The 13,885-nt window shown below is 40.3% G+C and carries 6 protein-coding genes; 3 read left to right on the plus strand and 3 right to left on the minus strand.

Annotation, left to right across the window (positions count from 1 at the left end):
* Positions 1–68 precede the first annotated feature (68 nt).
* Complete coding sequence (locus tag DXZ20_RS05800; RefSeq protein ID WP_163696959.1) at positions 69–5,078, plus strand: WD40 domain-containing protein; 5,010 nt, start codon at positions 69–71, stop codon at positions 5,076–5,078.
* 860 nt (positions 5,079–5,938) lie between these two features.
* On the opposite strand, the gene DXZ20_RS05805 is transcribed toward DXZ20_RS05800, so the two are convergent.
* Both DXZ20_RS05805 and grrM read right to left on the minus strand, forming a co-directional pair.
* Complete coding sequence (locus DXZ20_RS05805; protein ID WP_163696961.1) at positions 5,939–6,256, minus strand: hypothetical protein; 318 nt, start codon at positions 6,254–6,256, stop codon at positions 5,939–5,941.
* A 152-nt stretch (positions 6,257–6,408) separates the two neighbouring features.
* Positions 6,409–7,608: a cyclophane-forming radical SAM/SPASM peptide maturase GrrM/OscB gene (gene grrM, locus DXZ20_RS05810; protein WP_163703412.1), complete on the minus strand. Its 1,200-nt coding sequence runs from the start codon at positions 7,606–7,608 to the stop codon at positions 6,409–6,411.
* 535 nt (positions 7,609–8,143) lie between these two features.
* On the opposite strand from grrM, the gene DXZ20_RS05815 reads away from it, so the two are divergent.
* On the plus strand, positions 8,144–8,317 hold the full coding sequence (locus tag DXZ20_RS05815) for a hypothetical protein (protein WP_163660027.1): 174 nt from the start codon (positions 8,144–8,146) through the stop codon (positions 8,315–8,317).
* Between the two features lie 16 nt (positions 8,318–8,333).
* Here DXZ20_RS05815 and DXZ20_RS05820 read toward each other — a convergent pair whose 3' ends face one another.
* Positions 8,334–12,233 (minus strand): TIR domain-containing protein, encoded by a 3,900-nt coding sequence (locus DXZ20_RS05820; RefSeq protein ID WP_163696963.1) that lies wholly within the window; start codon positions 12,231–12,233, stop codon positions 8,334–8,336.
* Positions 12,234–12,778: 545 nt separating this feature from the next.
* On the opposite strand from DXZ20_RS05820, the gene DXZ20_RS05825 reads away from it, so the two are divergent.
* Positions 12,779–13,573, plus strand: coding sequence for a hypothetical protein (locus DXZ20_RS05825; RefSeq protein WP_163667107.1), 795 nt, complete (start codon positions 12,779–12,781; stop codon positions 13,571–13,573).
* Positions 13,574–13,885: the final 312 nt, after the last annotated feature.

The raw sequence follows: 13,885 nt of genomic DNA on the forward strand, positions 1-13,885 counted from the left end.
GCAGGAGACATAAGCACTAATTCAGTTTCTCAATGGTGACGTTTGACAACCAATTTTCATGAGTAACCATGAACCAGGCCAAGGACTCAGTCAATCTCTCAGAAAATAACAAGCGTTCTTTAGAAAAACTAGCTAGAACGTTGCGCTTAACTGGTGGTCGAAGATTTGAGCTAATCCTTGCCCGCTCAAACTATGCACCTTTACGAGAGCAAATCCTGCAGCAGTTACACCAACAGTCTGCTGTATCTATTCAAACTCTACAGTTACCCAAAACTGCTAGGCAGTTATACACACGAATACAGTACAACTTCCAGGACCAAATGCCTGAGGCTTTATGTATTTTAGGTTTGGAGTCCGTAGAGAAATTAGAAGAATTACTATTATCAACAAATCAAGTACGAGAAGAATTTAGAAAGAATTTCGGATTCCCAATAGTGATTTGGGTAACGGATGAGGTTTTAGGAGAAGTCATTAGATTAGTCCCAGATTTTCATAATTGGACAACTCCAATTACTTTCGATTACAACCCACAGGAACTAATTGAACTCTTAGAAAAGCGTTCCGACCAATTATTTCATCATATCCTGAACACGGCCACAGAATATCCTGCAGAAGAAAATTTACTCAACTCTGCTTTAAACTCGCAAGAAATCAAGGAAAACTTTCAAGCAAAACAGGAGTTAGAAGCACTTAATCACCCACTATCTGATGAGATCATTGCCACTTTGAAGCTGGGCATTAGTCGTGAGCATTATAGGCATAACCGGTTCGATAAGGCAGAAAGAAATTATCAGTATTGCTTGGCCCATTGGCAAAATCTGAATGTTACCGAAAAACAGGGCATCGTCAAATTTCATCTAGGGCTTTGCCACAAGCGTAAGTCTGAGATGGAACCTACTAATGCCCAACCCAACCTTCAACAAGCAGAAGTCTATTTCAAACAATGCTTAGAAAGTTTTACATCTGCTAATCGTCCAGATTTAGTCGCTTGTTTCATCGGGCAGTTAGGTGAGACCTTATTGCGCCTAAAACGGTGGAACGAGCTAGACGTACTAGCCCACAAATCACTCAACCTCCATAAGCCTGGTCAACCAAACGCTAATAATGCAAGACTAGCAAGAGACTATGGATTTTTATCCCAAATATCTTTGCGAAACAACGATTGGGAAACAGCCCAGTCATACGCAGAACAGGCACTACAGGCCATTCAACTAGCACCTATATCACAACGTAAGCATCGAGCTTTATATCAGCTAGCTTTAGCAAAAGCGCTACAAAACCAAGGACAAGTATCCGAAGCAGCCACCTGCTCAGAAGGGGCAAGACAAACAATTAGATCATTATCTGATCCAATACTTCGTATTTCTATATTGAAGCAGTTACGTGAATTATTTATTGCACAACATAATTATTTGAGTGCTTTTGAGGCAAAGCAAGAACAACGTTCTATAGAAAGTCAGTATGGTTTACGAGCGTTTATTGGTGCAAGTCGGCTACAGCCAAGTCGACAGCTTGGTTCTACTATGATTCTTGGGGAGTCTAACCCTGAAAAAGTTGCTCAAGAAATTTCTGTATCTGATCGACAGCGAGATATTGACAAATTAGTCAACAGAATTGCAAGGGACAATTTCAAACTGACAATTATCCATGGACAGTCTGGTGTAGGTAAAAGTTCAACTGTAAGAGCAGGACTAATTCCCACTCTTCGTGATCGCATCATTAAAACTCGTGATGTTTTAACCATTACCCTACAGTACTACAGTAATTGGGTGGATGATTTAGGATATCAATTGTGTGATAATTTAAACCGTCATGAAGAAGAAGTAACTAATCCTCTAAACTCTGGAAAGTCAATTTTAGAACAGCTAACGCAAAACCAATATCGATACATTAGCGTTCTAATCTTGGATCAATTTGAAGAGTTTTTTATTGGACATTCTAATCAGGAAGAAAGAAAGAACTTCCTAAAATTCTTAAGCTGTTGTTTTAAGATTCCCTACACTAAAGTCATTATTGTAATGAGAGAAGATTATCTCCATTACTTACTAGAGTTTGAGCATCTAGCCACTGATGATTACTACATCACGAATGATATCTTGAGTGCAGCTCACCGTTATGAAATCGGAAATTTCTCACCGGAAGATGCAAAGGCAATTATTCAGAGTCTCACAGAAAGAACCCAATTTAATCTTGAACCTGCATTAGTCAATATACTTGTCAGAGACTTAGCTGGTAGTACACAGCAGGTGAGACCAATTGAGTTACAAATAGTCGGAGCTCAACTCCAGACAGAGAGTATTACCACCCTAGACGCATATAATGAAAAAGGGCCCAAATCTGCTCTAGTTCAACGTTATTTAGAAGAGGTCATTAAAGATTGTGGTCCTGAAAATCAGCAGGCCGCTAATTTAGTATTATATCTTTTGACAGATGAGAATGAGACTCGTCCTCCAAAAACCAAAGATGAGCTGGAAAGTGCATTAAAAGCCCTCGCACAGAATCTGGCAACTGAAGCGACTAGATTAGATCTAGTGTTGAAAATCTTTGTCAAATCAGGCTTAGTCTTTTTATTACCTTCTTTGCCAGCCAATCGTTATCAACTAGTCCATGATTACTTGGTGTCTTACATTCGTCGTCAGCAAACACCTCGCATTAGTGAACTTACAGCTGAACTTGAGGAAGAACGGGAGCAACGTCAAGAAGCTGAGAAGCAACGAGATGAGCTAAAGGAACTAAACAAAAAGTTAGAGGAAGAACAAGCTCAACGGCGCAAAACCGAGTCGGACTTACAGCGAGCACAACAGCGTATTCGCAGAGGCACTATCCTTTCAGCACTAGCGATTAGTGGAGCTATTATCGCAGTCTCTTTTGTATACGCAGGCTGGAACAATCGAACAGTACGTATACAGTTACAAGGTTCTGAGTTGGATCGTGACTCCATTATTACACTACAACAATTTGAATCTGAACCATTAGCATCCCTTGTTAATGCAATGGTTTCTGGACAGAGTCTGCAAAATTTGATTAACCAAAGTCTCAATATAAACAAGAATCAGAATTCTTTAAACACAATGCCCGCTTATGGGCCATATAACACTTTGCAATTTATCCTGGATAATATTCGATCAAAAAATCAAATCCGTGGGCATCAAGGTGATGTTTACAGCGTTATTTTTAGTCCTGATGGCACTCAACTTTTATCTTCATCTGAAGATGGAACAGTGAAGCTTTGGAACATGCAAGGCACTGAACTAGCTACCATTGAAACCTCTCCAGAGAGGATACCAGTGCTAAATGCTAATTTTAGCCAAGATGGTCAACTTATCGTTACAGCTTCTAAAAATGGCGCCGTCAAAGTCTGGGACACTCAGGGTCAACTAATTGAGCAATCATTGACTCATCATCAAGCTGCAGTTAACAATGTTAGCTTTAGCCCCAATAACAATAGATACATCGCAACAGCCTCAGATGATAATACCGCTCAGATTTGGGACTTAGAAAGTAATAAGTCAATTGTCCTAAACCATAACGCCCCCGTTAAAGACGTCAGATTTAACCCTGATGGAACAATACTTGTAACAGCTTCAACCGACGGTAAAGCACGGTTATGGGACATTGACGGCAAACAACTTCAGATGTTACTGGATCCTTCAGATAGCAGCAGTTCATCCCCTCTTCACGGTGCTAGTTTTGACCCAATGGGTGAGTTTATTGCAACAACAGCTGAGGATGGAGAGGTGAAGATCTGGGAACTTGAGAATAGATCAATCCTCCAAAGCTTTAGAGCTCATTCACAACCAATATTAGGCTTAAGCTTTAGTCCTGATGGAACTTTCTTAGCTACTACATCTGCTGATAGAACAACTCGTGTATGGAACTTTAAAACTGGTCGCCGAATCGATGAACTTAAAGGCCATTCTCAAGAGATTTTTAGTGTGAATTTTAATCCTCGACAAAGTCATATTCTTGCAACAGCTTCTGCCGATGGCAGCATCCGTACATGGAATATGAGCAATAAAGAAATAGCCGTTCTTCAGCATGAAGATAATACTTCTTTTCGATCCATACAATTTAGTAATAGCGGAGAGCATCTTGCAGCAGGGGCATTAGACGGTAGTCTTTATTTATGGAAGTTTCAAGATCCCAATCCTATATCAATAGAACAAGGTTTCACAGTAGATTCAGCTGATCGATTTGAACTGCGTGACCAATCACCAATTTATAGCCTTCGGTTTAGTCAAGATGAGAAGTTAATTGCAGCTAGCTCGGAAGATGGAACAATTGTAATTTTCGACCTTCCAACAAAAGCCATCAAAGAAGAAATTTTAGTTAATCCAGAACTTGGAGATAAGCATAATCCTGACGATAAAATTGTATGGGATGTGGACTTTAGCCCAGATAGCCAGTACATTGCGACTGCTAGCAATGCCAATGGAAAACTGAAAATATGGGATTTGAATGGCAATCTCATTCAACAGGAACAAATGAATGATGCCGATGCACCACTCCTAGCCATAAGATACAGCCATGATGGTAGATATATTGCTGCGGGCGGGGCCGATGGCCAAATAACTATTTTAGATATTGAAAATAATAGGATAATCAAAGGCTCTAACGAGCAACCATCATCAGTTTTAGACTTGAGCTTTACGCCTGACGATAACTTTTTGGTAACAGCTTCGGCGGATAACTCAGTTTCAGTATGGAATTTGTTTGATAGTGAACAAAATCTAGAGCTAGAAAAATCATTTAAAGCTCACATCAATCCAGTGCTTGGAATTGACGTGAGCATTGATAATCAAAAGATAATAACTTCTTCAGAAGATGGCAATATTCGATTGTGGAGCCTACAGGGGAAACTACTGGCAGAATATAGTAGTTATCGTGATAAACCTGTACGTAGCGTTCAATTTCTACCTGATGGCAAACACCTAATATTTACTGCCGATAGCGGGCAAACATCTATATGGCAAATTGACTCCAGTTTAGATGATTTATTAAAACGCGGTTGTGACTGGCTTGATCACTTCAAATATGAACGAAGAAATGTACAAGCTCGACTCAAAATGTGCGAATAGAAACACAGATAAGTCAGACGCATAAGCTTAAATTTTTGGCTCTACCTGTTTCAATATGCTAACCATAATTCACATGCCTAGAATTCATTAAACTCAGGGGCTTCAAGTATTTGGAATGACTCAAAATGTTCATAGTGAATATTTGAATACAGGGAGCGGTAAACCCAAATTTCTAGCAACAAAAGTACTGTACAATCTGCCTTTAATTTTTTTTACCAATTACCCCAGTTACCCCAATTACTCCAATTAGGCCAATCACTCCAATTAGACCAGTTATTCCAATCACTCCAATTAGGCCAATTGTTCCATTGAGATATTATGCCTTTAGAGTCTTCAGAATTAGAATCACTATAAGAATCGAGTGCTTGAGTAGCAAGTTTTTCTCTAACTCGAATAACTCTAGTTGGCACAGATGGTCTATCGGATTGGTTCGTAGGGTGAAATGCTGCTGAATTCTCAGCAATGGCTGATTTAGACCCAAGCAGACTCACTGCCACTATACATGCAGAAAGTGCTTTAGCCAACTTAGTCCATATATGCGAATGGAAACTCATGAGCTATGGTAAACCTGTTAATTCCAGCCTTCTTTATCTTAACTTCGATTCAAAGATTGAACAGAAATATCAGCAATACTTTGGAAAACAGTATGATGGTTTTTGCATGTGAAGTAAAAACAAGACTCTAAGCGTTTTTCCTACAAGTTTTTGACATTGGTCTCCTAGCAAGATCCCATTATTATGCTCCTCCCATAGTAGTTTTTCAGGAGCAAAGTCTAAATAATCTAAAGGAGGCTAAATCACTTGATCTCAAATACTAAGAAAATTGATACAGCCAGGCCTACGCATATCTTTAAAGAATCATTACTCATCAGAAGGTGATGGACTAGGCGGTGGCGCATCACCCCAATTACTCCAATTATTCCAATTCCCCCAATCATTCCAATCATCCCATGGAGTAGGATCTACCACAGGATCAGTATCAGAATTGCTATCTTTACTCGATAAATGAACAACCTGCTGGCGAATCCTAAATACTCGTTGTCTAACTGACAAATCATTAGGACTATCGACCGATTCATTAGCAGCCTTAGCTATTTGATTGGAGAACAAGCACATTGTCACAGCCATTAATGCAGCTCCAATAGCATTTAATGGTTGGCGAAAATACTTCTTATTCATTGGCTAGATGCTTCCCTGATGCTAAAAACTAGATGAACCTGAAAAACGCGTATAGCTTATGAATGCTCAAAACTCTCAAAACTCAACTGATTTAACTAATAGACTCCCCGAATTATAGATAGAATTGCATAATAGTTATTTATGCACTCTATCTATTCGCCATTTGGCAAACCAAGTTGCTGTTCCAGGTCTTTGAGAACTATATCTGTCAAGATTTGCGTTGTAAGCTTACAGTACATTGTCTCAGCAGACGTAAATGTGCCATTTTCAAAGTACTTATTAGACGGTGCTCCACCACCACATACAGAAAAATATTGGCACTGTGTTTTACAAAGCTCCACTCCTGCACGAATATCGCTATTTATCCTCTGGAACTTCTGCGTTGCATAAATGGACTCAAAGTCGTCTTGTAGAATATTACCAAACACAAAGTCTCCATAAACCTCACTTTTCATCGATAATAGCTCAGGGGAAAAAGTCGATACATCTCCACTATGAGAAATATTGAGCATCGTAAAAGGCACATGCTGACCTTTTGTAATATCAGCTTTTCCAACAATAATATTTCGAGTCTGCTCAAACTCACGTATCTTCAAAGTTTCTGGATTTTGCTTTGTGAGTTCCAGCAATCTTGTCATAAAATCTCGATATCGAGCTAGTGCTTCATTCCCTTCCAGAGAAGACGTCTCATTTGTACCTTCCTCTTCGTCAACATTAAATCCAACATGTCGAATCTCACTCTCAACAAAGAAATCAAAGATTTCATCAGGGTAGTCTAACGATGCACTAGTCAAGACCGCTATCACATGCAACCCAATTCCGTTCTCCTGTAGCAATTTAACACCCCGCATTACACCACTATGGGTACCCAGTCCTTTTCGAGTTACCCGATGAGCATCATGCAAAAAAGCAGGGCCATCTAAACTAATACCTACGTTGACATGATAACGCTTGAATAAATCACACCAACCATCATTAATAAGAGTGCCATTGGTTTGAATTCCATGCCTGATCTTGACTGGCTCAGCATTCAGTTGGGTATTTATCTTTTCAATTCGGCTAAACGCTTCCTCATAAAATTCTACTGGCATCGTTAAAGGCTCACCAGCATGCCACACCACAGTAAAACCTTGATCAACTAAGTCACTCTTGAAAAGCTTCTCAAATAGTGGATTTAGTAACTCTAGCGAAAACTTCAGTTTGAGATGCCTATCTGGCAAGTAGCAATAGTCACAGTCAAGATTGCAGAACGTTGTTGGCTGAATAACAACCAACTTCACTGGACCAACTTCCAACTGCTCAGAGGGTCTTTCAACTAATTGACGAATCGATTTTTGGACAAAAGAGATCATAATCGCCAACAGATAACCATTAGTAAGGCACACCACCTTAATTTTACTGATAGTTGATTACTATGGCTTACTGAAAGATTAGACATTTAGCTACATAATGCAATACTATTCATACTTCATCGCCAGTCACACGTAAAAGAGATAATTCTCCTACCAATAATGGCGTATATCTGAAGAACAAAATCACGGAAAACCAAAACTTCCAATAGTTATCGATGAAGTGTAGTGCGCCACTTAGACGAAAGTATAATGGCCTGTATACTTAATAAAAATTCAGAATTTGCGGACTGACGTTGTGAAGGCTTCGACGTGTTACTCCAATGAACGTTTAAGGCTAAACCCATCCCAGAATACGCCCTTGCTTACCGTCTTAGCCCAAGTAAACTCGATACAAAACTTAGCCATAGTGCATTAGAGCTGTTATGACACCACAGAAAGCGTCCGTAGTAGCAAGGTTCCCTCCGGAAAATTAGTGCTTCAATAGAAATGATATGCAGAGTTCTCAAGCAGTAGGCAGTTATGCAGGACCATCATCATGAAACTATCTATTTGGATTTATACAGCTGTATTGTCTAGCACGTTGGTGCTTCCTATGTTGTCCAAAGGGATACAGGTAATCAGCACCAATGAAGTACAGGATCTAGCGGTGAATTCTTATGGATTCTGTGATGATCCTGTCAATGATCCTTCAGGCTGTAGAGCATCCTAGGGTTTGAACCTAAGAGTTAACGGGATTCTGATTTTTTATTGGGCAAGATGCGATCGCAAAATTCTTTGATTTTTTTGATTTCCCCTAAGCTTTCTCTTTCAGAAGTGTTCATCTCCCCAATATTTTGTTGAGTATCTTTGCTATAGCGACTTTCTAAAAAAGGCATTGCGGGCCGACAACCATTTGAAATTAGCATTTTGAGTAGTGCACGATTCTGATTGCGCTCATTTATCTCTAGCTTAGATAAGTCCCATAGCTCCCAAAGCAGAACATCCTCATCTGAGCTCGATGAAACTATAAACTCATTGCCATTAGGAGAAAGATCACTATTTTTAGGAGCAAACTCAACACTCGATACAGCTCGTTTATGGCGCTCCAATACTGAAATCAAATCCCCTTGGGCTGTCCAGAGCCTAACGCTACCGTCTTGACTAGATGAAGCCAAAAACAGCCCATCACCACTAAAGCTCACTTTAGTTACTGGATCAGTATGTTCATTCAGAGTTCTAATCAATTCACCTGAAGCATTCCAAAGATTAATCTTGCCATCTTTGCCACCTGAAGCGATGATGCCATCCTTAGCAGGTTGAATCGCAACCGTTAATACACTGCCTTCATGCTTTTCTTCAGTTAGCAATTGCAGTTTCGGCTTCTCCCCCAATATTCCTTTTTTAGGCATTTGCCATAGATAAATTCCTCTGCCAACAGCATCACTTTCTGCACGAGTGCTAGTAACCAATTGCTGATTGTTCTGACTAAATGCAACACCAGTCACATCGTTAGAATGTTCCAGTGTTACGTATCGGTAAAGTTGCTCACCCTCAAATCTCCAAAGTTTTAGGGTTCTGTCAGTTCCTACCGAAGCTAACCACTGACCATCAGGGCTAAAGGCTAAATCTAAAACTTCCTCCGAACTAGACTCTTCATCCATCGGATCAGAATGGGCATCCAAGACCTGTATCGGCTTCTCTGTGTCAAAATCTGGTTTCCAGAGCCTGATTTGGCCATTAGAACCACCTGCTGCCAGTATCCTGCCATCGGGACTATAGTCCACTGCTAGTACTTTGCTATCTTGTCCAAATGCAATATGAAATCGTGGAGTACCATCAGGTCGCCATACTCTAACAGTCTTCCTCCCACCTGAAGCAATCATTCTGCCATCAGGTCGTAAGGTTACGTCATACACATCACTGTTGTGAGGTAATGGTTGAATTGGACTATCGATATTCCAAAGCCGAATATCGCCACTATCACTCGCGGAGGCTAATACCGATGCATAACCAAGCGTAGCTTTTGGAGAAAAAGCAAGGCTAGATATTTCATCTTCATGACCTTCAAAAGCCTCTATTTGAACACCCTTATCTCGCAACCACAAACGCACAATCCCATCCGCACCTCCTGTAGCTAGTACGTCATCTTGAGGGCCAAATACTACCCTATACACCGGACCTTGATGGCCTCTAAGAGTATGGACTAATTCTTTACCTTCCTTTCCACGAGGATTCCAGAGCTTCACAGTGCCGTCAAAACTAGCAGATGCTAACGTTCTTCCATCAGAACTAAACACAATTTGATAGACATCACCGTCGTGATCCGCCAAACGACGAACAGTTGCTTGCTTAAGGCTTTGAACTTGAACAACACCGCCGTAGCCTGAAAAAGCTAGCAAAGAACTATCTGGACTAAAAACTAACGTAATGAGATATCGGAGATTTTCTGGTACTTCATACAGAAAAGTATTGATCAACCTGACAAAAGGTAACCCTTCAGGATTATGGCTAATTTCCCATAAATGAACTAATCCTTGAGCATCAGCTGCTGCCAAGTATTTGCCATTAGGACTAAAGACAAGGGTTGAGACCGGTGCTTTACCTTGATACTCAAAATTAATCAGAGTAGAAAATCCATCATATCGAGTCCACAGAAACACTTGGCCATCTTTCCCTGCCGAAGCTAGATACTGACCACCTGGGCTAAAGGCAATGCGATTAACACGATCGCGATGTGATTGAGACAAGACTTTAGTTAGTTGCCCAGTACATCCCCACAACTTGATAGTTCCATCTTCATCACCTGTTGCTATATCGCTTCCATATGAGCTGTAAGAAACTGTTCTAAATGCCTTTGATGGAATACCACCTTTATCTATATTAAATCTTGTAGCATTTTGCGAACATGATTCTCCTTGATCATCTGTCTCTTTTCTCAACCCCCAAAAACGAACAGTTTTATCAACACTCACTGAAACTAATTGCTGACTATCTGGGCTAAAAACAACAGAATAAACTTTCCCATCATGGCCCTCTAAACGATTAATTTCACTAAGATTAAGGGCTGTTCGATGTAGTACAGTTGTCGCTTTTGCCTGCAAATCAGGACGCAAAAGTCTCACAAACAAGTAGTGATGGTTAACCCGTTCTCCTGCCTGTAAGCCAGTCACTAAGGCATCTAACCCCTTAAGATTATCCAAGGATTTTACTAACGCCTTAATCTCACTGAATGTTGTGGCTAACAAAAGTGTAGAAAGCCCTGCAAAGATCCCCAATATTGCAGATATCATCACCCACTGACGCTTTCGCTGTAGAGCCAAATAACGTTGACTTGCTTGTATATATTCATGCTGACGAGGAAGTAGAAGATCAACCTCTCGATTATCTGTTTGTTGAAGATATTGACGCTTTCTACGCCAACCTTGTACCTCTTTAAACTCGTGACGCCCCATCAAAAACCTATCTGAACGTTCACGATCAGACCACTCATAGGCCTTGACTAAAACCTGTCTGTAGACTTTCAGATCGTCCAAGTTGGTTTTCAGTGCATCTAATAATTGTTGCAACGACTGATCAAAAGACTGCCCATGCCTCACAAAAGACACATACTGAACAGATGATAATCCCATAGCTTGAAAAACCTCTCGGTTATAGTCATTACAACTAATAACTGGGATAATTCGCTTTTTATATTTTTTAGCCTTTTCAAACTCCCATTGACAATTTTTAGAAGTAAGAGAGTCAGGACAAACAACAAAAATAACAGTATGAGCATAACGTATCCCCTCTTCTGCCTCATCTCGCCAATTAGCAGCCACAGGGATCCTATCTCGATCAATCCAGACCTTCCAACGCTCATCCTTTAATGATTGATTCAGTTTCTCGACAAAATGCTTGTTACTGCGAGAATAAGAAATGAAAATATCAGGTGGGCTCTTACTAAAATACTCAGATGTTTCATGGGCTCGATCCACAGTCTCCAAGAAAACTTTTTGAATCTTAGTAAATTTAAACTGTGCTCCCAGCTTATGAGTCTCAATCCAACGCTTCTGTTTTTTAACCTCTTTGAGGTCTTCTAAAGTCAACAAATACGATTGAGGACGGCCCTGCTTATCCCATTCATTAGCCCGTGCTAAAAGTCTCGTATAAGTTTGTAGATGAATAATGTTGCAGGCGACTTGTTCAAACACCTTGCCCACTAGCGGAGAATTCAAATCTAAGTACTGTAAATCATCCAGGCTGAGAGTCAGCTCATGTATATCAGCAAATGAATTCTGATATAGAAGCACAATAAGTTTATTTAAGCGTTGGGCTAACCTGAGCCCTTGCATTATTTTTCCATTACCTAGTGCTGCATTAGAAAGCACTAAGACAAAAACATCAGCTCCAAGAATGCCATCTTTTATTTGTTTTTCATACGTACTATCACCATCTAAAAAATGATTGAAATCAGGAATATCATCAAAATCGATCCAAGGATCCAAACCTTGGTCACGAATGGCCTGATCCAAACGTCTGACGAAATCTCCATCTTGGGGAGTATAACTAATAAAAATATCGTTATTCCGTGGCTTCACCACAGCAATACGCCTCAGACGATCTTCTTTAGGCCGTTGATAAGCGAGGCGTAGCTTATATTGAGTCATCCTACTGATTAGACTCATACACACTCAATCGGTAGCCTATAGACATCTCCTTAAACATACATCAAGCTTTTTCAAAATATGCATATTCACTGATGTCCGTAAAAGATAGCAAGTGAAATTGACATGATTTTCCTTGAAGAGAGCCACATCTACCATATGAATTTGATTTGTAGTAAGCTCCCACTAAACTCACCTAATCTCTAACCATAACTTTTGCCCAGCTTAATATACTGAGCTAAACACCATGCGTGAACTGAGGCAAACTCTCTATTTAAAAGTATTTAGCCAGTTAAATAATGCCAGTTAAATACTGATCAATGGCTGAGCCAGTTAAAATTGTGTCAAGTTTACTGCTCCAGTCCAAGATATCAAGAAGTTTAATTCTATTTTCCGAAAGGTACATTTAGACTGAATATCTACTTTGCTCTTTGTTCCCAAATACAGCAGGTGCTCTAAGCACTCTCAAGTTTATGGCTAACAAACGTTATATATGTTCTTGCTTAAGGCAATTAGACCTGAAGCAAATAGCAAGGTAGGAGGCATCAATGCGCAAAAACTCTACCGACGACGCCTTCAAATATACGTTTTCTAGTGGCCAAACAGCCTACGTGCTAGATGTACCAGATACCTTCAGTTACGCCAAATCTTTAGATGCGTTGGGATTGAACTTGCCATCCCCCAGCATGGTAATCATCGGTGGGGCAAGTAAGATGAGTCCAGAAAGTAAAGTTAGAGTAGAGCACCTATTCACAAAAGTCTTAGCTCCAATCGCTGAAACCTATGGAGTTACAGTTTTTGATGGAGGAACAGACGCTGGTGTTATCCAAATGATGGGACAAGCACGTCAGCATATTGGTGGTAGCTTTAACTTAGTCGGCGTTGCCCCAAAAGCAAAAGTCAACTTACCAGGCCATTCCCTCAACTTAGCTATTGATATTGAAACCAGAGAACTTACTGATTTAGAAGAACATCATACGCATTTCGCCTTAATTCCAGGTATTAACTGGGGAAACGAATCACCTTGGCTTGCCCATTGTGCATCCACCCTAGCCGATCGCTACCCTTCAATTACTATTTTGATTAATGGTGGAAAAATTTCATTGAGTGATCTAGTACTCAACCTTTCCGTCGGTCAGCAAACCATAATCATTGCGGGCAGTGGTAGATTGGCAGATGAGATCGCAAACACGATTAGTGGACTCGCACCTTCCACTAATTCTATGATTCAGGATCTAGTGAAATCTTATTACCCAAGCCAGCTGTCAATCTTCGAGTTAAACAAACCTCTAGATGCCCTAACCAAGCAATTGAAAATGCATTTCAATCTTAAGGTAATCTGATAGCTGATATGTGCAACAGCTATCAAGCTTATGAGTCAGGATAAATCGCCTACAGAAGCACCTGATCGAAAATTGCTCGATTTCGCATGGAATCGGCACAAAGTGTATAGCAAAAATGCAAGCCGTTATCGCGCTCGCTTTGCATTTCTGCGCAATCTACTATTAGTTCTAAGCGTTGTAGTTGTTGCATTATCAGTTATTGATGCCTCTTGCAAAATCACACTAACTTCGGGCTCTTGGCGACTTTTGGTGATCGCGCTACCCTAGCCTGAACCATCGCCCCAGAAGACTATCTGTTTGTTAAAATTAGTC

It is taken from the genome of Adonisia turfae CCMR0081 (assembly GCF_011009555.1).
GTDB lineage: Bacteria > Cyanobacteriota > Cyanobacteriia > Phormidesmidales > Phormidesmidaceae > Leptothoe > Leptothoe turfae.